General features: G+C 73.2%; 15 protein-coding genes. 6 read left to right on the forward strand and 9 right to left on the reverse strand.

The annotated features are described in order from the left end of the window. Window positions 1–177 precede the first annotated feature (177 nt). On the forward strand, window positions 178–3,096 hold the full coding sequence (locus LCH29_RS22265) for a glycoside hydrolase family 3 C-terminal domain-containing protein (protein ID WP_446463511.1): 2,919 nt from the start codon (window positions 178–180) through the stop codon (window positions 3,094–3,096). A 46-nt stretch (window positions 3,097–3,142) separates the two neighbouring features. Here LCH29_RS22265 and LCH29_RS22270 read toward each other — a convergent pair whose 3' ends face one another. The 3 genes from LCH29_RS22270 to LCH29_RS22280 all read right to left on the reverse strand — a co-directional run bounded on the left by LCH29_RS22270 (window position 3,143) and on the right by LCH29_RS22280 (window position 8,796). Continuing rightward, complete coding sequence (locus LCH29_RS22270) at window positions 3,143–4,603, reverse strand: aldehyde dehydrogenase family protein (RefSeq protein WP_446463512.1); 1,461 nt, start codon at window positions 4,601–4,603, stop codon at window positions 3,143–3,145. 157 nt (window positions 4,604–4,760) lie between these two features. Next, on the reverse strand, window positions 4,761–6,485 hold the full coding sequence (locus tag LCH29_RS22275) for a PucR family transcriptional regulator (protein WP_446463513.1): 1,725 nt from the start codon (window positions 6,483–6,485) through the stop codon (window positions 4,761–4,763). A gap of 145 nt (window positions 6,486–6,630) precedes the next feature. After that, the gene (locus LCH29_RS22280) at window positions 6,631–8,796 is read right to left on the reverse strand and encodes an ATP-binding protein (RefSeq protein WP_446463514.1); all 2,166 of its coding nucleotides are present in this window, start codon (window positions 8,794–8,796) and stop codon (window positions 6,631–6,633) included. A gap of 269 nt (window positions 8,797–9,065) precedes the next feature. Between LCH29_RS22280 and gabT the strand changes: the two genes are divergently transcribed. Next, window positions 9,066–10,415 carry a 4-aminobutyrate--2-oxoglutarate transaminase gene (gabT, locus tag LCH29_RS22285; protein ID WP_446463515.1) on the forward strand — a complete coding sequence of 450 codons (1,350 nt, stop codon included), beginning with the start codon at window positions 9,066–9,068 and terminating at the stop codon, window positions 10,413–10,415. A 381-nt stretch (window positions 10,416–10,796) separates the two neighbouring features. Further along, entirely contained in the window at window positions 10,797–11,396 is a 600-nt protein-coding gene (locus LCH29_RS22290; protein ID WP_446463516.1) for a phosphatase PAP2 family protein, read from the forward strand. A gap of 9 nt (window positions 11,397–11,405) precedes the next feature. Here the strand turns inward: LCH29_RS22290 and LCH29_RS22295 are convergent, their stop codons facing one another. The 5 genes from LCH29_RS22295 to LCH29_RS22315 are packed head-to-tail and all read right to left on the reverse strand — an operon-like array spanning window position 11,406 to window position 17,015. Next, window positions 11,406–12,863 (reverse strand): NAD(P)/FAD-dependent oxidoreductase, encoded by a 1,458-nt coding sequence (locus tag LCH29_RS22295; RefSeq protein ID WP_446463517.1) that lies wholly within the window; start codon window positions 12,861–12,863, stop codon window positions 11,406–11,408. 5 nt (window positions 12,864–12,868) lie between these two features. Continuing rightward, a complete protein-coding gene (locus LCH29_RS22300; RefSeq protein WP_446463518.1) occupies window positions 12,869–13,663 on the reverse strand; it encodes an ABC transporter permease in 795 nt (264 codons plus the stop codon). After that, window positions 13,663–14,580, reverse strand: coding sequence for an ABC transporter permease (locus LCH29_RS22305; RefSeq protein WP_446463519.1), 918 nt, complete (start codon window positions 14,578–14,580; stop codon window positions 13,663–13,665). The genes LCH29_RS22300 and LCH29_RS22305 overlap by 1 nt, the downstream gene beginning before the upstream one ends. Continuing rightward, window positions 14,577–15,740: an ABC transporter ATP-binding protein gene (locus tag LCH29_RS22310; RefSeq protein WP_446463520.1), complete on the reverse strand. Its 1,164-nt coding sequence runs from the start codon at window positions 15,738–15,740 to the stop codon at window positions 14,577–14,579. Before LCH29_RS22310 ends, LCH29_RS22305 begins: the two co-directional genes overlap by 4 nt. A 27-nt stretch (window positions 15,741–15,767) precedes the next feature. After that, complete coding sequence (locus LCH29_RS22315; protein ID WP_446463521.1) at window positions 15,768–17,015, reverse strand: polyamine ABC transporter substrate-binding protein; 1,248 nt, start codon at window positions 17,013–17,015, stop codon at window positions 15,768–15,770. A 264-nt stretch (window positions 17,016–17,279) separates the two neighbouring features. On the opposite strand from LCH29_RS22315, the gene LCH29_RS22320 reads away from it, so the two are divergent. Then, a complete protein-coding gene (locus LCH29_RS22320) occupies window positions 17,280–17,906 on the forward strand; it encodes an NADAR family protein (protein WP_446463522.1) in 627 nt (208 codons plus the stop codon). Here the strand turns inward: LCH29_RS22320 and LCH29_RS22325 are convergent. Beyond that, window positions 17,852–18,730, reverse strand: coding sequence for a DUF4190 domain-containing protein (locus LCH29_RS22325; RefSeq protein WP_446463523.1), 879 nt, complete (start codon window positions 18,728–18,730; stop codon window positions 17,852–17,854). The genes LCH29_RS22320 and LCH29_RS22325 overlap by 55 nt on opposite strands. Window positions 18,731–18,844: 114 nt before the next feature. Between LCH29_RS22325 and LCH29_RS22330 the strand changes: the two genes are divergently transcribed. Beyond that, window positions 18,845–19,867, forward strand: coding sequence for an adenosine deaminase (locus LCH29_RS22330; RefSeq protein ID WP_446463524.1), 1,023 nt, complete (start codon window positions 18,845–18,847; stop codon window positions 19,865–19,867). Continuing rightward, the gene (locus tag LCH29_RS22335) at window positions 19,864–20,553 is read left to right on the forward strand and encodes a glycerophosphodiester phosphodiesterase (protein WP_446463525.1); all 690 of its coding nucleotides are present in this window, start codon (window positions 19,864–19,866) and stop codon (window positions 20,551–20,553) included. The genes LCH29_RS22330 and LCH29_RS22335 overlap by 4 nt, the downstream gene beginning before the upstream one ends. Window positions 20,554–20,555 lie beyond the last annotated feature (2 nt).

The following is a 20,555-nucleotide window of genomic DNA, read 5'->3' on the forward strand; positions in this document are numbered from 1 at the left end:
GGTCAGGTCGCGCAAGGGCCGGGCGGGAAGCAGTGGTCGACGTTCCGTTGATTCTCGCCTTTTCACAACCGGATGGCGGGAAAGGGGCGTTGAGTCGTCGAGCCTTGACAGGGCGGGACCTGGACCCCCAGCATCGAAGCGCTTCGAATCACACCTCCGACCTCCGCGAGGAGACCCGTGAGCGGTTGCGAGCCCGGTGAGCCGACGACCCGTCCGCCCTTCCGCGATCCGCGGCTGCCGCTCGGCGCCCGCGTGGACGACCTGCTCACCCGGCTCACCCCCGACGAGCGGATCGCGATGCTCCACCAGTACGCCCCCGCGGTGGAGCGGCTCGGCCTCGCCGCCTTCCGCACCGGACAGGAAGCGCTGCACGGCGTCGCCTGGATGGGTCCTGCGACGGTGTTCCCGCAGGCGGTCGGGCTCGGCGCCACCTGGAGCCCGGACCTGGTGCGGCGGATCGGCGAGGCGGTCGGCACCGAGGCGCGGGCCATGCGCGCCCGCGACCCGCGGGTCGGGCTCAATGTGTGGGCGCCCGTGGTCAATCTGCTGCGCGATCCGCGCTGGGGCCGCAACGAGGAGGGGTATGCCGAGGATCCGTACCTCACCTCCGCCCTGGCCGCCGCCTACACCCGCGGGCTGCGCGGCGACCATCCGGACCGCTGGCGCACCGCCCCGGTGCTCAAGCACTGGCTGGCGCACAACAACGAGACCGACCGCGACACCACGTCGTCCTCCGTGCGCCCGCGCGTCCTGCACGAGTACGACCTCGCGGCGTTCCGCGGGGCGGTGCGGGCGGGCGCGGTGGCCGGGGTGATGCCCGCGTACAACCTGGTCAACGGGCGGCCCAACCATGTCTCCCCGTATCTGCGGGAGCACCTGCGCACCTGGACCGACCAGGAGTTGGTGGTCTGTTCGGACGCGGGCGCGCCCTCCAATCTGGTCGACTCCGAGCGCTACTTCGCCACCCACGAGGAGGGCGTGGCGGCTGCCCTGCTGGCCGGGGTGGACAGCTTCACCGACCACGACCAGGACTCCTCGAAGACGATCGGCCGGGTGCGGGGCGCGCTGGCGCGCGGGCTCATCGACGCGTCCGTCGTCGACACGGCGGTGCGGCGGCTGCTGACGATGCGGTGCGCGCTGGGCGAGTTCGACGGTTTCGACGGGGAGGACGATCCGTACGCCGACCCGCGGGGCGCCGGTTTCGACACGCCCGCGCACCGGGCGCTCGCCCTGGAGGCCGCCGAGCAGGCCGTCGTCCTGCTCAAGAACGACGGGCTGCTGCCGCTGTCGCCGTCCGCCACCGGCACCGTGGCGGTGGTCGGCCCGCTCGCCGACGAGTGCAAGCTCGACTGGTACAGCGGCAGTCTGCTGCGCCGCAGCTCGCCGCGCGAGGGACTGGCCACGCGGCTCGGCGCGGACCGTGTGGTGTTCGTGGAGGGGACGGACACGATACGGCTGCGCACCGCGGCGGGCTGGGTGCGGGTGCCGCCCGGTGTCGTGGCGGAGGAGCGGGGGCGGGAGGCGGCGCGGGAGGCGGCGCTCAACCCGGCGCACGCGACGGGGCGCACCGATCTGCCGCCGCTGACCATCGGCGACACCCCCACCGACCTGGCCCTGGCCGACTGGGGCGGGGGCGTGTTCACGCTGCGCGCCCCCTCCGGGCGTTATCTGACGGTCGCCGACGACGGCTTCGTACGGGCCGCCGCCGAGCAGCCCGGGGGCTGGGTGGTCCGGGAGACGTTCGCGCTGGAGCGGCACGGCGACGGACATCTCCTCAGACACGGCGGGACGGGTGGGTATGTCTGTGTCGCCGCCGATGGCCTGAAGGTTGCCGACCGGTCCCGGGCCGAGGTCTTCCACCGTGAGGTCGTCGAACGCGGCGAGGACGCCGTCGCGCGCGCCGCCGCCGGCGCCGACGCGGTCGTCGTCGTCCTGGGCAACGACCCGCACATCAACGGCCGCGAAACCGAGGACCGCACCACCCTCGCCCTGCCCGCCGGGCAGGACCGGCTGTGGCGCGCGGCCCACGCCGCCAACCCCCGCACCGCACTGGTGCTGACCAGCAGCTATCCCTACACCGTCGGGGACGCGGCCGACGCGCTGCCCGCCCTGCTGTGGACCGCGCACGGCGGCCAGGCGGCGGGCACCGGGCTGGCCCGGGTGCTGTGCGGCGACGTCTCACCGGCCGGGCGGCTGCCGCAGACCTGGTACGCGTCCGAGGACGACCTGCCGGACCTGCTGGACTACGACATCATCGCCTCGCGCGCCACCTACCTCTACTTCGACGGCGCCCCGCTCTTCCCCTTCGGCCACGGCCTGTCGTACACCCGCTTCGACTACGACGGCCTGCTGGTGCGGCAGGTGGGGCAGGACGGGGACGGGGATGCCGCCGGGGCGCTGGCCGTCGAGTGCACGGTCATCAACTCCGGCCCGTGCGACGGGGACGAGGTGGTGCAGATCTACGCGAGCGCCCCGGGGGCGCGCGTGCCGCGCCCGCACCGCCTGCTGATCGCCCACCGCCGGGTGTCCCTGCGCCGGGGCGAGCGGGTACGGCTGTTCTTCACCGTGCCGGTGGAGGAGGCGCTGGGGTTCTGGGACGTGGCGCACGGCCGCTGGACGGTCGATCCGGGCCCGTACGAGATCCACGCGGGCGCCTCCAGCGCGGACATCCGCCGCACCGCCGCCCTCACCCTCGACGGCCCGCCGCCCGCCCCGCGCCCGGTGCTGCGGCGCGGGCTGGAGGCCGCGGACCACGACGCGGCGGACGGCACCGTGCTCGTCGACCGCACCAAGGCCCGCGGTGACGCGGTGGCCTGCGGCGACGAGACGGTCGGCCGACTGCTCTTCCGCGCCTGCGACTTCGGCGCGGGCGCGACGGCGGTCACGGTCGAGGCGGCCCACGAGGGGACGGGCGAGGCGGTGGTCGAACTCCACCTCGCCGACGGCACGCCGCTGGCCGCCGTCGCCGTGCCGCCCACCGGCGGCCGCTACGCCTACGCCACGGTCCGCGCCGATCTGTCCACGCCCCCGGCCGGGGTGCACGACCTCCGCGTCACGCTGCGCGGGGCCCTCAGGCTGGCCCGCCTCGGCTTCTGAGGGGTGGGGTCCGGAGGAAGCCGAGGCGGGCCGCAGGGAGTGTTCGTTACAGGTCGATCCCGGTGAGGACCATGACCCGCTCGTACGTGTAGTCCTCCATCGCGAAGCGCACGCCCTCGCGCCCCACGCCGGACTTCTTGGCGCCGCCGTACGGCATCTGGTCGGCCCGGTACGACGGCACGTCGCCGACGATCACGCCGCCGACCTCCAGCGCGCGGTGCGCGCGGAACGCGGTCTGCACGTCGCGGGTGAAGACGCCCGTCTGGAGCCCGTACTTGGAGTCGTTGACGGCCGCGAACGCCGCGTCCTCGTCCGCCGCGCTCTGGACGGTCAGCACCGGGCCGAAGACCTCCTCGCAGGAGATCGTGACGTCCGCCGGGACGTCGGCGAGCACCGTCGGGGCGTAGTTCGCGCCCTCGCGCTTGCCGCCCGTCAGCAGCTTCGCCCCGGCCCGGACCGCCTCGTCCACCCAGGACTCGACGCGCTTGGCCGCGTCCTCGCTGACCAGCGGGCCGACATCGGTCGTGTCATCGGACGGATCGCCGGTGACCTGCGCCTCGACGGCCGCGACGATCTTCGGCAGCAGACGCTCGTACACGGACGCGTCCGCGATCACCCGCTGCACGGAGATGCAGGACTGGCCGCCCTGGTAGTTGGAGAACGTGCCGATGCGGGTGGCCGCCCAGTCGAGGTCGGGGCCGGTGGCGTAGTCGGAGAGGACGACCGCCGCGCCGTTGCCGCCCAGCTCCAGGGTGCAGTGCTTGTGCGGCACGGACGCCTGGATCGCGTAGCCGACCTTGTCCGAACCGGTGAAGGAGATGACCGGCAGCCGCTCGTCCTGGACCAGTGCGGGCATCTGGTCGTTGGGCACCGGCAGCACGCTCCAGGAGCCCGCCGGAAGGTCGGTCTCGGCGAGCAGTTCGCCGATGACCAGCGCGGACAGCGGGGTCGCGGGCGCCGGCTTGAGGATGATCGGCGCACCGACGGCGAGGGCCGGGGCGACCTTGTGCGCGCACAGGTTCAGCGGGAAGTTGAACGGCGCGATGCCGAGCACGGTGCCCCGCGGAAAGCGGCGGGTCAGTGCGAGACGGCCCACGCCGCCGGGGTCGGTGTCCAGGCGCTGGGCCTCCCCGCCGTTGAACCGGCGGGCCTCCTCCGCGGCGATGCGGAAGACGGAGACGGCGCGGCCGACCTCACCGCGCGCCCACTTCATGGGCTTGCCGTTCTCGTCCGAGATGAGCCGGGCGATCTCCTCGGTGCGCTCGGCGAGCCGTCGCGACACGTGGTCGAGGGCGGCGGCCCGTACGTGCGCGGGCGTCGCGGCGAACTCCCCGCGCACGGCCTCGGCGGCCGCCACGGCCTCCTCGATCTGCGCCTCGGTGGGAACGCTCACCGCGCCGACGCGCCGGCCGTCCCACGGCGACGTGACCTCGAGCGTGCTCTCGCCCGTCGCCTCGCGGCCGGCGAGCCAGAACGCATGGGTGACAGCTTCGTTTGTGTCTGGCACAGCGGATCCCGACCCTTCTGAAGTGGTGGGGTGATGGTGCGGATGTCTCTCTGCCTCCCACCGTAGGCGCGCGGGACACGCGGCGCGTTTGTCCGAGGCGGCGCAGTCGGCGCCCGCAGCGCACCGCAATGGCGTGGCGTGCGGTGTGGGGGATGGCTCAGGACTTCAGCGTGGGTGTCGCCGGGGCCGTGGCCTTCAGGGCCAGCCAGAGTTCCATGCGGACATCCGGGTCGTCGAGGGAGCGCCCCAGGATCTCCTCCACGCGGCGCATCCGGTAGCGCAGCGTGTGCCGGTGGACGCCCAGGTCGGCGGCGGCCGCGTCCCACTGGCCGTGCCGGGACAGCCAGGCGCGCAGCGAGGCGACCAGATCGCCGCGGCCCGTCGCGTCATGGTCGTGGAGGGCGCGCAGCATGCCGTCGGCGAAGGCCCGTACGGCGTCGTCGGCGAGCAGCGGCAGCAGCGAACCCGCCGCGACGTGCTCGTGCTCGACCAGCACCCGGCCGCGCCGCCGGGCCACCGACAGGGCCTGCTCCGCCTGCCGGTAGGCGGCCGCGGCCGCGATGGGGCCCGCCGGGGCGGACAGGCCGACGACCAGGCCGCCGCCCTGGGCGGCGCGATCGCGGGGGCGGGCCGCCGCACCGTGGCGGCTCTCGATCTCCTCGGCGTGCTCCGTGCAGACGGCGACGGCGGCCCCGCCGTCCGGGGCGAGGACGATCAGCCGCTCACCGTCGGGCACCACGAGCACCGCTTCCCCGGCGCGGGCGGCGGCTGCCTCCATGGCGTCCACGAGCACGCCGAGGGGGTCGGCGCGGTCCGCGTCGCCCGGCGCACCGGTGTCCGTATCGGCGTCCGCGGACGTCTCCGCCGCTGTCTCGTCCGTCGCGTACGCCGCGCGCGACGGGTGCGCACCCGCGCTCGGCACCGCCTCGGCGACCAGCATCCGGAACGGGGCGTCCAGCAGCCCCCCGTACAGCCGCCCGGCCACCGCCCGGGCGTGGTCCGGCTCCCCCGCGAGCAGCATCCGCAGGACGGCGGTGCCCAGCCGCTGCTCGGCCTCCCGCAGGGCCCGGGACCGCTCGGTGGTCAGGGTCAGCAGCGCCACGGCCGAGTGGACGGCGTAGCGCTCGGCGGTGCCCAGCGGCGCGCCCGTACCGACCGCGAGGACACCCCGGGTGCGGCGCCCGGTGCCCAGCGACTGGAGCTCCACCCGGTCCGTCGGCTCGTCGCCCGCATCCGCGCCGGCCCCGCCGACCACCACGCTCGCCGGGGCGGGCCGGGCGCGCAGCCGTTCGGCGTCGGCGGTGTGGCGGGCGGCGCGGCGGGCGGCCCAGTCGGGGGCGGCGGCGACCACGGAGCCGGAGGCGTCGTAGAGCGCCGCCCAGCCGTCGACGTGCGCGGCGAGCCGGGCGAGCAGCGCGGCGGGCCCCTCGGCGCCTATGGCGGCGCGGGTCAGCTCGCGCTGCGCCTCGAACCCGGCGGTCACCGCGCGGTACTGGTCGGCGGCTATCGCCGCCGAGACGGCCTTGCTGATGGCGATGAAGGGCGTACGGCGCGGCACCACGAGCAGCGGCAGCCCCTCCTCCTTCGCCGCGGCCACGAGCGCCGCCGGCACCTCGTCATAGGCGACGCCGACCGCGAAGCCCAGCCCCACCACCCCCGCGTCGGCCAGCCGCCGGACGTAGCGGGCCATCTCCTCCGGATCCTCGGCGTCCAGCTTCATCGCGGTGATGAGCAGCAGCTCGCCGCCCTCCATGTACGGCACGGGGTCGGCGAGCTCGCTGACATGGGCCCAGCGCACCGGCGTCTCCAGCCGGTCCTCTCCCGCGAGGACGGACAGCTTGAGCGCGGTGTGGTGGACGAGTGAGGCGAGCGTGGGAGGCATGGCACCTTCGATGCGGATGCGACGACGGGATACGACGACGAATGCGACTTCACCGTCCCGTATGAACGGCTACTGCCGATTCTGCCTCAATGGACGAATGCGTGGTATCCGCGCCGAGAACGTCACCCCTTGAGCCGCTGGTGGCTCAGCCGCGCAGATCCACCAGCACCGGCGGTCCGCCCTCACCCCGCACCGACGTCACCGACAGCACCGCGTGCCCGGCCGGGACCGAATGCGCCAGCTCGGACGCGGACCAGCGCTCGCGCTCCACCTTCCGCACCGTCACGGACTGGGTGGTGACGGCCTTCCCCGTCACCACCTTGCGGATGAAGTGCAGGACCTTGGTGAACGGCTCGTCCGAGATGATCTGCCGGTCCGTGACGTCCCGGGTCTCGACCCACTCCGTACCCCACACCTCCGCGAACCGGGCCCCGTCCCAGGTCGTCACCCCGGCGCAGGCCATCCGGCAGCCGACCGCCCCCAGCAGCGCGCTGCGCAGCGTCTCGGGAACGTCGTCGAGGGTCCGGAGGGTGAGCACCGCGCCCGCGTGGGCGGCACGGAGGCGCTGGATACCGCGCAGCGCCTCAGGGGTGATGGTGTGCGACGCGTCGTCGAGGACCAGGCACGCGAAGAGCGACCGGTCGGCGCGGCCCGCCGCGCACTCGGTGAACTGCGCGAGCACGAGACGGGCCAGCATGCGGGACGCCTCGGCGTGCCCGCGCTCCGGCAGATCGATCCGGACCCGCAACGGGTGTTCGAGGGCACGGAGGGAGAACGGCCGCCGGTCGCCGGTGGTGTCGAAGAAGTTGGCGAACGCGGGCCGGTCCAGCAGCGCGATCCGGTCGGCCAGCAGCGCCCCCACATCCCCGGGCGCGCCGGACTGCCGCACCCGCGCCTCCAGCTCACGCGCCTGCGCCCGCTCGCCCGCCGCGTCGAGCGCCTCGCGCAGCGCGCCGACCGCCGTCTTCGCGCCGTCCAGCAGCTCGCGCAGCTCCGGCACGGACGGGAAGCGGCCGTGCGCGGCACGGTAGGGACCCAGCAGCTGGGCCAGCGCCGTGGCCGCCCGGCGGCTGTCGCCGCCGGGCAGCGAGGCCGCCATGTCGCCGATCAGCGCCTCGGCGAGGATGCCCGCGGCCTCGTCGGGGTCCGTGGTGCCGCCGTAGAGGTCGAAGTCGTAGACGGAGTCGGGGCGGCCGATCTTCACGACGACGTCGAACGCCTCGTCAGGCCCAAGCCCCGCCCCCGCGGGCCCCACGGCCACCACCGCGACCCGACCGGCGAGCGCCTGGAGGCACAGCGACTCCACGACGGGCCGCACCAGCCGCCCGGTCTTCCCCGATCCGGGGGGCCCGACGGCGAGCAGTGAGGTCCCCAGCACATCGGGGTCGAGCGCGAGCCCGGCGCCACGGTGCTGGTAGGGATTGCGCAGATCGTCGACGGCGGTCCCGAGCCGGACCTGGCGGGCGAGCAGATCGTGCTCGGCCGTGCGGCCGGGCAGATCCCGGGCACCGGACGGATGGCCGTGCGAGGCGGCGCCGTGGCGCAGCACGGTGTCGGTGAACGAGGCGAGCGAATTCCGCCCGGCCCGCACGGACTGCCAGGCGTGCTCGATCCGCGCGTGATCGACGTCGTTCATCACCCCGGCCCGCGCCTCGGCCGCCAGCCGATCGGCCGCCCCGTGCGCCCCGGCGGCCCGCAGATGCGGCCACTCGACGGGATCGGCCTCGGGCCGATCCGGCGCGGCCGCCGCGTCCGTCTCGTCCCAGGCGCGCCGGAAGAGGGGGGTGACGTAGCGGCGCCAGACTTCGGGCCAGTGGCCGACGCGGCCGAAGAGGACGGCCAGGCATGCGACGCAGACGGCGATGTAGATGCGCTGCGACCACCAGCCTGCGTCCGTGTTCCCCCCGCGCTCGTACCACGAGTCGGGTGTCAGCAGATACATGGGCCACAGCCAGTAGCCGCCGAGGTATCCGTTCCAGAGCAACGACCAGAGCAGCCACCCGCAGAGCGCGGCGATGACCGCCCCGCTCAACAACCGGCGCCCGGGAATCCGGTCCGGGTCCTCCGGCGGCTTGGGCCTGTGCCCGTAGGCCCACACCCCCGGCCCCGCCGCCTCGGCGCGCGGCGTACGCAACCAGGCGACGAAGGACGGCCGCACCCCCGGAGCCGTCGCGCCCGGCCCCGTAGGCGCCCCCGGAGGCATCGGCGGGGGCACCGCCGGGGCCGTCGGGGGTACCTGGGGTGGGGCCGGGGGGCGGGGCGGTGGGGTGGGTCGGGTGTTGCGGGAGTCGAACGTGCCCTCGGTGTCCATCTGCTACCCCTTGCCCCCTGACCGGCTGTGCCTCTGCGTTTCGCGCCACCGCGCCACCGCTCAATCTAGTGTTCCCGCCCGGGGAGTTCAGCGACCCAACCGGGGTGGCACCTCATGACGTGCCGGGATGCCCCCGGGCTGCGGCTATGTCCGTCGCGGACAAGGCGACACACGCACTGCTCCCTAACGGAACATGCCGCTTCGCGCGCCGCGCGCCTAGCCTGCGAGTAAAGCCCCTGTCACGTCCCTTTCTTTCCGTGGAGTACCTCATGACCGAACTGTCCGGAGGCCCGTCCCTCCCCCAGGAGCGTCGCGTCGTCACCGCGATTCCCGGCCCGAAGTCGCAGGAGCTGCTCGCCCGTAAGACCGCGGCGGTCGCCGGGGGTGTGGGCAGCGTGCTGCCGGTCTTCACGGTGCGTGCGGGCGGTGGGGTGATCGAGGACGTGGACGGCAATTCGCTGATCGACTTCGGTTCCGGCATCGCCGTGACCTCGGTCGGCTCCAGCGCCGAGGCCGTGGTGCGCCGGGCGACGGCGCAGCTGGCGGACTTCACGCACACCTGTTTCATGGTGACGCCCTACGAGGGGTACGTGGAGGTCTGCGAGGAGCTGGCGCGGCTCACGCCGGGCGATCACGCCAAGAAGTCGGCGCTGTTCAACTCGGGCGCGGAGGCGGTCGAGAACGCGGTGAAGATCGCCCGCGCGCACACCAGGCGCCAGGCAGTCGTCGTGTTCGACCATGGCTACCACGGCCGGACCAACCTCACCATGGCGCTCACCGCCAAGAACATGCCGTACAAGCACGGCTTCGGCCCCTTCGCGCCCGAGGTCTACCGCGTTCCTGTCGCCTACCCCTACCGCTGGCTGACGGGCCCGGAGAACTGCGCCGAGGAGGCCGCGGCTCAGGCCATCGACATGATCAGCAAGCAGGTCGGGGCGGAGAACGTGGCCGCGATCGTCATCGAGCCGGTCCTCGGCGAGGGCGGCTTCATCGAGCCCGCCAAGGGCTTCCTGCCGCGGATCGCCGAGTTCGCGAAGGACAACGGCATCGTCTTCGTCGCGGACGAGATCCAGTCCGGTTTCTGCCGCACCGGCCAGTGGTTCGCCTGCGAGGACGAGGGCATCGTCCCGGACCTGATCACCACCGCCAAGGGCATCGCGGGCGGTCTTCCGCTGGCCGCCGTCACCGGCCGCGCCGAGATCATGGACGCGGCGCACTCCGGCGGTCTCGGCGGCACCTACGGCGGCAACCCGGTGGCCTGCGCGGCGGCGCTGGGCGCGATCGAGACGATGCGCGAGCTGGACCTCAACGCGAAGGCCCGGCGCATCGAGGAGGTCATGAAGGCCCGGCTGTCCGCGATGCAGGAGAAGCACGACATCATCGGCGACCTCCGGGGCCGGGGCGCGATGATCGCGATCGAACTGGTGAAGCCGGGCACCAAGGACCCGAACCCGGAGGCGACGGCGGCCGTCGCCAAGGCCTGCCACGCCGCCGGCCTGCTGGTTCTGACCTGCGGTACCTACGGGAACGTGCTGCGTTTCCTGCCTCCGCTGGTGATCGGGGAGGACCTGCTGAACGAGGGTCTGGACGTCCTCGAGGGCGCCTTCGCCGAGCTGTGACTGTGGGTGGATCGTCGGGAGCGTGAAGAAGATGTGCGGGGCCGATGACAGGTGGGTGATCGGCCTGTCCGACGGACTCTCGCTGCCGTACGGTCGTTCCAGATGAGAGAAACACCCCGCTCGCAGGGGACTGCGGGCGATGCCGAGCCGGTGCTTCCCCAGCTCCGACCCGGCTGTGCCCTCGCGCACACCACTGGAGCCTCCGGCTCCGGATCTCCTCACCGATCGGACGGCCGCCCGCCCCAAACCCCCCGGGGCGTGCGGCACACCGGTCGCCACGGCGGCCCCGGAACCACCCCCCCTGTTCCGGGGCCGCCGTCTGTCTTCCTCCGAACGCTCCGAGCCCTCCGCAACGCGGCCCTCCGCGCGTTCCTGCTCCCCTTGGCGCTGCTGGCGGTGTTCGCGCTGTGCGCCTGGCAGGTCGCCGCCCACGGTCCGCTCCGTACGGTCGACGAGCGGCTCGGACTCGCGATCGCCGGATCGCCCGTCCCCTCCCCCGCCGCGGAGTTCTTCGCCGACCTCGGCAATACGGCGGTGGCGCTCCCGGTCCTCGGCGTGGCGCTCGCCTGCGCGGTGTGGCGTACGGGGGCCACACTGCGCCGGTGGTGGCCGGGGCCGCTGGCCGCCGCGCTGGCGATGGCGGCGGTCCCGGCCCTGGTCGCACCGCTGAAGGCGCTGATCGACCGCCCGGGCCCGCCCGGCCCGCTGGCGGGCGAGACCGGGTTCTTCCCGTCCGGCCATGCCGCGACGGCCGCCGTCGCCTATGGCGCGGCGGCCGTGCTGCTGCTCCCCCTCCTGCGCGGGCGGCTGCGGGGGTGGCTGATCGGCGCCGTCGTCCTGCTCAACGTCGCGGTGGGCGCGGGTCTGGTCCGCAGGGCGTACCACTGGCCGCTGGATGTGGTCGGGAGCTGGTGTCTGTGCGGCTGTCTGCTGTGGGCGGTGCTCCGCGTACGCGATCGGAGCAAGAAGCCGCCCGCCTGACGCCGGGCCTCAGCTGTCGAAGCCCAGCCCCACCCTGTCCATCGCCTTCAGCCACAGATTGCGCCGCCCCTCGTTGGCGTCGGCCCGGCTCATCGACCACTGGGTGAGGCCGATCCCCGCCCAGCGGACCGGTTCCGGCGGGAACGGCAGGGGCTTGCTGCGCACCATCTCCAGCCGGGTCCGCTCGGTGTCGTCGCCCGCCAGCAGGTCGAGCATCACCTCCGCGCCGAAGCGGCTCGCGCCGACGCCGAGGCCGGTGTAGCCGAGGGCGTAGGCGACACGTCCGCCGTGTGCGCTGCCGAAGAACGCGGAGAAGCGCGAGCAGGTGTCGATCGCGCCGCCCCAGGCGTGGCTGAACCGCACGCCCTCCAGCTGCGGGAAGCAGCGGAAGAAGTGCTGGGCGAGGGTGCGGTAGGTGGCCGGGTGGTGGTCGTATTCGGCGCGCACCCCGCCGCCGTAGCGGTAGACGATGTCGTAGCCGCCCCACAGGATGCGGTGGTCGGCGGTGATGCGGAAGTAGTGGAAGTGGTTGGCGGTGTCGCTGAGGCCCTGTCGCCGCTGCCAGCCGATCGCGGCGAGTTGCTCACCGGTCAGCGGTTCGGTCATCAGGGCGTGGTCGTAGACGGGGACGATGTACGGGCGGACGCGGCGCACCAGGGCCGGGAAGGCGTTGGTGGCCAGCGCGACGTGACGGGCCCGCACCCGGCCGTAGGGGGTGCGCACGAACATCCCGGACGTTCCCGTTCCGGCGCGGATCAGCTGCTCGGCGGGGGTGTGTTCGTAGATCCGTACGCCCAGCTCGGCGCAGGCGCGCTTGAGACCCCAGGCGAGCTTGGCGGGGTGCAGCATGGCCACGCCCCGGCGGTCCCACAGCCCGGCGAGGAAGGTGGGCGAGTCGACCTCGGCGCGCACCGCGTCACGGTCCAGGAACTCGGGCTCCGGGACGCCGAGCGCGGCGGCCTGGGCCGCGGTTTCGCGCAGTTCGTCGATCTGGTGGGGCCGGGTGGCGACGTCGATCTCCCCGGTGCGCTCGAAATCGCAGTCGAGGGCGTAGCGGGCGACGGCGGCTTCGATGGCGTCCAGGTTGCGGTGGCCGAGCCGTTCCAGTTCGGGCAGTTCGCGGGGCCAGCGGGCGGCGCCGTTGCCGAGGCCGTGGGTGAGGGAGGCGGCGCAGAAGCCGCCGTTGCGGCCGGAGGCGGCCCAGCCCGCCTCCTGGCCCTCGACCAGGACCACGTCGCGTCCGGGGTCGCGCTCCTTGGCGATCAGGGCGGTCCACAGTCCGCTGTAGCCGCCGCCGATGACGAGCAGGTCGCAGCGCTCGTCGCCGACGAGGGCGGGGTGCGGGCGGGGCCGCCCGGGGTCGTCCAGCCAGTACGGGGTGTAGGCGACGTCGGCGAGGGCTGCCAGGACGGGCGGCCCGGGAGCGTCGCTACCTGCGGGGAAGCGGGGCATGGCGTCTGCGGCCATGGGTGTCAGCTCCTCTTGCGGCGGGCGCCGGCCAGCTGACCGGCGATGACGCACAGCACCGCGACGGCGAACATCGCCGTTCCGATCACATTGATCTGGACGGGGGTGCCGCGCTGCGCGGATCCCCACACGAACATGGGGAAGGTGACGGTGGATCCGGCGTTGAAGTTGGTGATGATGAAGTCGTCGAAGGAGAGCGCGAAGGACAGCAGCGCACCGGCGGCGATGCCGGGGGCGGCGATCGGCAGGGTGACGCGCAGGAACGTCTGCGCCGGGGAGGCGTAGAGGTCCTGGGCGGCCTGTTCCAGCCGGGGGTCCATGCTCATGACGCGCGCCTTGACGGCGGTGACGACGAAGCTCAGGCAGAACATGATGTGGGCGATGAGGATCGTCCAGAAGCCGAAGCCGACGCCCATGTTGAGGAAGAGGGTGGCGAGGGAGGCGGCCATGACGACCTCGGGCATCGCCATCGGGAGGAAGATCAGGCTGTTGACCGCGGGGCGGGCCCGGAAGCGGTAGCGGGCCAGCGCGAAGGCGATCATCGTGCCGAGGACGGTCGCGCCGAGCGTGGCCCACACCGCGAGCTGGAGGCTCAGGGAGAGCGAGCCGCACAGGTCGGGGACGCCGCACGGATCGGTCCAGGCGTCGGTGGAGAACCGCTGCCAGGCGTAGTTGAAGCGGCCGTTGGGCTTGTTGAACGAGAACACCAGGACGATGGCGTTCGGCAGGATCAGGTACGCGAGGGTGGCGAGTCCCGCGAGGACCACCAGGTTGCGCCGTGTCCAGCGGATGAGGGCCATCAGACGAGATCCTCCGTCCCTGCCTTGCGGATGTAGACGGTGACCATCGCGAGGATCGCCGCCATGAGGAGGAAGGACAGGGCGGCGGCCGTCGGGTAGTCGAGTACCCGCAGGAACTGCGACTGGATGACGTTGCCGATCATCTTCTGGTCGGTGGAGCCCAGCAGCTCGGCGTTGATGTAGTCGCCCGCGGCCGGGATGAAGGTCAGCAGGGTGCCCGCGACGACGCCCGGCATGGACAGCGGGAAGGTGACCTTGCGGAAGACGGTGACGGGGCGGGCGTAGAGGTCGCGGGCGGCCTCGTGGAGATGGCCGTCGATGCGCTCCAGGGAGGTGTAGAGCGGCAGGATCATGAAGGGCAGGAAGTTGTACGTCAGCCCGCAGACCACGGCGAGCGGCGTGGCCAGCACCCGCTGTCCCTCGGTGATCCCCAGCCAGCTGGTCACGTCCAGGAGGTGCAGGGAGTTCAGCGCCCCCACCACCGGGCTGTCGTCGGCCAGGATCGTCTTCCACGCGAGGGTGCGGATCAGGAAGCTGGTGAAGAACGGCGCGATGACCAGGACCATGAGCAGATTGCGCCAGCGGCCCGCCCGGAAGGCGATCAGGTACGCGAGCGGGTAGCCGAGCAGCAGGCACAGCACGGTGGCGGTTGCCGCGTACAGCACCGAGCGCAGGAATTGCGGGGTGTACTCGGTGAGCGCGTCCCAGTACGTCTGCACGTGCCAGGTGACGGTGAAGCCCTCTTCGAGGGAGCCGGTCTGGACGGAGGTCGACGCCTGGTAGACGAGCGGCGCCACGAAGAACACCAGCAGCCACAGGATGCCGGGGAGCAGCAGCCAGTAGGGCACCAGCCGCTTGCGTACGTTACGGGGCGCAGCACTGACGGGCGCCGCGTCGGGCGTCTCCGTGGCCGTCACGCCGCCTCCCCGTCGGCACTGGTGTCGGTGCCCGCGTCGATGTCCTGGGCCGGGTCGAGGCCGAAGGTGTGGGCGGGGCTCCAGTGCAGGACGACCTCGGCGCCGGGGACGAGCCGGGGGTCGCGCTCGATGTTCTGCTCGTAGACGGCCAGCTCGGCGCCGTCCGGGGTGGCCACGACGTACTGCGTGGAGACGCCGATGAAGCTGGAGTCCGCGATGCGGCCGGTCATCCGGTTGCGGACCGCGGGGACGGCCTCGGTGTCCTCGGCGGGAGTGAGGGAGATCTTCTCGGGACGCACCCCGACCAGCACCGCGCCGCCGGTACGAGCGGGGGCACCGCATCGCCCGGCGGGCAGGGTGAGGCGGCCCCCGGCGGCGGTCAGGAGGAGGTCGCCGCCGCTCTTGTCGGTGATCTCGGCCTCGATGAGGTTGGACGTGCCGAGGAAGTTGGCGACGAAGGTGGTGCCCGGGCTCTCGTACAGCTCGGCCGGGGCGCCCAGCTGCTCGACGCGGCCGCCGTTCATCACCGCGACCGTGTCGGCCATGGTCATGGCCTCCTCCTGGTCGTGGGTGACATGGACGAAGGTGATGCCGACCTCGGTCTGGATGCGCTTCAGCTCCAGCTGCATCTGGCGGCGCAGCTTGAGGTCGAGGGCGCCCAGCGGCTCGTCGAGGAGCAGCACCCGGGGGTGGTTGATGAGGGCGCGGGCGAGGGCCACGCGCTGCTGCTGGCCGCCGGAGAGCTGCTGCGGCTTGCGGCGGGCGAAGTCGCCGAGCTGGACGAGGTCCAGCATCTCCCCGACCTGCTTCTTGACGGACTTGATGCCCCGTCGGCGCAGCCCGAAGGCGACGTTCTCGTAGATGTCGAGGTGCGGGAAGAGGGCGTAGCTCTGGAAGACGGTGTTGACGGGCCGCCGGTGCGGCGGGAGTGCGGTGACGTCGTCCCCGGCGAGCCGGATGGTGCCGGTGGTGGGCTCCTCCAGCCCGGCGATCATGCGCAGGGTGGTGGTCTTGCCGCAGCCGGAGGCGCCGAGCAGGGCGAAGAAGGAACCGGCGGGTATGTGCAGGTCGAGCGGGTGGACGGCGGTGAAGGACCCGTAGGTCTTGCTGATCCCGTCGAGCCGGACGTCGCCGCCGGTGGTGGTGCTGGGCTGGGTCATGGGTGGACTTCCTCGCGTGTCAGGCCGTCAGGCGCCGGTGAGCTTGGCGAACGCGTCCTCGAACGCCGTCTCTTCCTTGCTCGACAGGGAGCGGAAGGCGTGGGACTTGGCGGCCATCTCGTCGTCCGGGAGGATCAGCGGGTTGTCCGCCAGCTTCTTGTCGATCTTCGCGAGTTCGGCGCGTACGCCGTCGACCGGGCAGACGTAGTTGATGTAGGCGGCGATCTTCGCGGCGACCTTGGGCTCGTAGTAGTAGTCGATGAGCCGTTCGGCGTTCTTCTTGTGGCGTGCCCCGGCCGGAATCAGGAGGTTGTCGGTGGCGGTCATGTAGCCCGCGTCGGGGATGGCGAACTCGATCTCCGGGTTGTCGGCCTGGAGCTGGATGAGGTCACCGGCCCAGGCCATGCAGGCGGCGAGGTCGCCCCGGGTGAGGTCGCCGGTGTAGTCGTTGCCGGTGAAGCGGCGGATCTGGCCGCGGTCGGACGCTCGTCGGAGGCGGGCGATCGCCGCGCCGAAGTCGTCCGCGGTGACGTTCTCGGGTCGTTTGCCCATGTCGAGAAGGGTCAGCCCGACGGTGTCGCGCATCTCGGTGAGCAGGCCGACCCGGCCCTCCAGCCGGGAGTCCTCCAGGAGCTGGGAGACGGAGGTGACGCTGCGGCCGCCGGTGGCCTTCTTGTTGTACGCGATGACGGCGGGGATGCCGGTCCAGGGGTAGGAGTGGGCGCGGCCCGGGTCCCAGTCCGGGTCGCGGAACCCCGCCGCCAGGTTCGTATAGGCGTGGGGCAGGTTGGCGGCGTCCAGGGTCTGCACCCAGCCGAGCCGGATCATCCGGGCGGCCAGCCAGTCGGTGACGCAGATGAGGTCGCGTCCGGTGTCCTGGCCCGCGGCGAGCTGCGGCTTGATCTTGCCGAAGAACTCCACGTTGTCGTTGATGTCCTCGGTGTACTTCACCGTGATGCCGGTGCGGCGCCGGAACTCCTCCAGGGTCGGGCGGCGGCCGCCCTTGGTCTCGTCCATGTACTCCGTCCAGTTGGAGAAGGCGATGCGCTTCTCCTCGGCGGAGTGGTCATCGGCGGCGCTGTCGGCGCCGGTGCGCCCGGCGGGCGGTATCCCGCAGCCGCTGAGCGCCCCGAGCCCTCCGGCGGCGAGCGCTCCGGCGCCGCCCGCACGCAGCAGCCCCCGGCGGGACAGCGCCATGCGGCCGCCGGCCATGCTGCGCCGCACCGCGGCGAGCTGCGGCGCGGACAGGCTCTCGGGCTCGTGCCGTGTCTCCATACGCTGTGCCCCCTCGGCGAACCGCCGCTCTGTCGGACCGCATCGCTGATCCATCGCCTGATCTCCTCCGCCGGACCGCCCTCACGCGAGGAGGGCGGCGTGGATCCAACCGGAATCGAGGGATGATCCTGGCAGAGCACCTGCGCTTCAACAAGGGATTCCGTCGTTGCTTTTTGGTTTCGCGACGGAATCAGTGATCGCCCCCGAGGGTGACCGGCCTCGCCGTCCGGGGCGCTGTCGGTGCCCGGTGCGAGAATCCCGGCCATGGAGACGAACGGGGTGACGGCATCGGCCACGGCGGACGGCGGTCCGCGCTCGGTCGAGGAACTGGTGGACCGGGCGGCGCGCGGCGAGACCGTGAAGTACGTGTACTTCTGGGGCCATCGGCCGCGGCGCGACGGCGGCGTGGGCGCCGGGTGCTTCAGCCAGTGGTGGCCCGCGCCGTTCGAGGTGGACGGCATCACCTACCCGACCGCCGAGCATTGGATGATGGCCGGAAAGGCGCGGCTGTTCGGCGACGCGGACGCCGAGCGGCGGGCGCTGGACGCCTCGCACCCCAAGCAGGCCAAGGACGCGGGCCGTTCGGTGCGCGGCTTCGACGAGGCGCGGTGGCGGGCGCACCGCTTCGCGCTGGTCGTCGAGGGCAGTGTGCACAAGTTCGGCCAGCACCCGCCGCTGCGCGACTATCTGCTGGGGACCAACTCCCGGGTGCTGGTGGAGGCCAGCCCGGTGGACCGGGTCTGGGGCATCGGACTGGCGGCGGACGACGAGCGGGCGGCGGCCCCGGCCCGCTGGCGCGGGCTCAATCTGCTGGGCTTCGCGCTGATGGAGGCGCGTCAGCGGCTCATATCGGCGGGCGGGACCACCCGCACGACCGAGATATCCGCGTAGCCGGAGTCGTCGGTGGCGTCGGAGCTGTCGTCGTTCGCGGCCGCGACATAGACGAAGATCATCACCACGCCCGCCACCACGGCGGCCACCCCGAGGATGAGCCCGGCGAGGGCCACGCCGCCGTTGGTCGCCTCGCCCCGGCCCGCCTTGGCGCGGCCGAGCACCCCGAAGATGATCGCGAGGACGCCGAGGATGATGCCCAGGACGACGCTGGCGAAGAAGGCCAGGCCGATGATGCCGAGCACCAGGGCGGCCGTGCCGGTGCCGTTGTTCGGCATATGGGTCCCGCCCGGCTGCCAACCCTGGCCGTAGCCCGCGCCCGGATAGGCGGCACCCGGGTAGGCACCGCCCGGATAGGCGGGGTACGCCGCGCCGGGGTAGCCGTAGCCGGGCCCGCCGTACGGGGCCTGGCCGCCGTAGCCCGGCTGACCGTAGCCGCCGGGGGCGCCGTACGGCGCGCCCTGGTACGCGCTCGGGGTGCCCGGGCCCGTCGGGGCGGGCGGCGGCGGGGGCACCGCACCGGCGCCGGGCACCCCGCCCGGCAGGGTCGGGCCGCCCGGCAGAGTCGCGCCGCCCGGCGACGGTCCCGGCACGGCAGGCGGCGGACCGGGGGCGGGAGGCGGCGGCCCCGGCACGGGCGGCGGGGGCGGGGCGGGCGGCCCCGTGGGCAACGAGGTGAGCGTCTGCTGCTCGGCCACCGAGGACCGGGACGGCCGCTTGTCCGACTTGTCCAGGGGCGTACGCGGGGCCGGCGGGGCCCAGGGGTCGTGGTCGCGCGGCTCCGGCTGCCGCGGTCGTTCGTGCTGGTCGGGCTGGTCAGCCATGTATCTCCCCCACAGCGATGTCCGCCCATGCTACGGGCTGGCAACACCGCCCCGTGCCCCCGCATCTACGATGACCGGAGCCCGCCGCCGGCGGCCGTCACCCGGAGGTTCTCGTTGACCGATCTCACCGCCTTCATCGCCGGACTGCCCAAGGCGGAGCTGCACGTCCACCACGTCGGCTCGGCGTCCCCGCGCATCGTGGCCGAGCTGGCGGCGCGCCATCCGGACTCCAAGGTGCCGACCGATCCGGAGGCGCTGGCCGACTACTTCGTCTTCCGTGACTTCGCCCACTTCATCGAGGTCTACCTCTCCGTGGTGGACCTGATCCGCGACGCCGAGGACGTGCGGCTGCTCACCTACGAGATCGCCCGCGACATGGCCCGGCAGAACATCCGCTACGCCGAGCTGACCGTCACCCCCTACAGCTCGACCCGGCGCGGCATCCCGGACGCGGCGTTCACCGAGGCGATCGAGGACGCCCGCAAGGCGGCCGAGGCCGAGTTCGGCACCGTGCTGCGCTGGTGCTTCGACATCCCCGGCGAGGCCGGGCTGCCGTCCGCCGAGGAGACCGCCCGCATCGCTTGCGACCTGCGCCCCGAGGGGCTGGTCTCGTTCGGCCTCGGAGGGCCCGAGATCGGCGTGCCGCGCCCGCAGTTCAAGCCGTACTTCGACCGTGCCATCGCCGCCGGGCTGCACAGCGTGCCGCACGCGGGCGAGACCACCGGACCGCAGACCATCTGGGACGCCCTCACCGACCTGCGCGCCGAGCGGATCGGCCATGGCACCACCGCCGTCCAGGACCCGGAGCTGCTGGCCCATCTCGCGGAGCACCGCATTCCGCTGGAGGTCTGCCCGACCTCCAACATCGCCACCCGCGCGGTCGCCACCCTCGACGAGCACCCCATACAGCAGATGGTCGAGGCCGGGGTGCTGGTCACCATCAACAGCGACGACCCGCCGATGTTCGGCACCGACCTCAACACCGAGTACGCGGTCGCCGCCCGGCTGCTCGGCCTGGACGCGGCGGGTGTCGCGGCCCTCGCGAAGAACGCCGTCGAGGCGTCCTTCCTGGACGCGCCGGGCAAGGCACGGCTGGCCGCGGAGATCGACGCCTACACGGTGGTCGCGTCCCGATGACGGCGGCGGGCGCGGCCTTCCTCCCCGTCGGCCACCGCGGCGACCCGTACACCCACCGCGAGAACACCCTGGCGTCCATCGGGTCGGCGATACGCGCCGGGGCGGGCGCCGTGGAGGTCGACGTCCGGCTGACCCGCGACGGCGTCCCGGTCCTCCTCCACGACGCCACCCTCAAGCGGCTGTGGGGCCATGACCGGCCCCTGTCCGCGCTGACCGCCGAGGAGGTGCGGCGGCTGTCCGGCGGGGGCATACCCACGCTGCGCGACGCACTCGCCGCGACCGGCCGGGCCCGGCTGCTGATCGACCTGCCCGACGCGTCGGCCGCCCTCGCGGCCGTCGCCGAGGTGCGCGAGGCCGGGGCCGCGGACCGGGTCTACTACTGCGGCGAGCTGTCCGCGCTGCGCCGGGTGCGCCGCGCGGAGCCCGGCGCCGAGATCTCCCTGACCTGGACCACCCTCGCGCCGCCCCGGCCCACCCTGCTGGCCGATCTGCGGCCCCGCTGGCTCAACTACCGTTTCGGCCTGGTCTCCCCCGGCCTCGTCGAACGCGCCCACGCCGACGGCCTGCTGGTCTCCGCCTGGACCGCCGACACCCGCCGCTCGATGGCGCGGCTGCTGCGCGCGGGCGCCGACGCGATCACCACGAATCGCATCGGCGCCCTCTGTACGCTGCTCAGCCGCCGCTGACC

It is taken from the genome of Streptomyces sp. BRA346 (assembly GCF_052851135.1).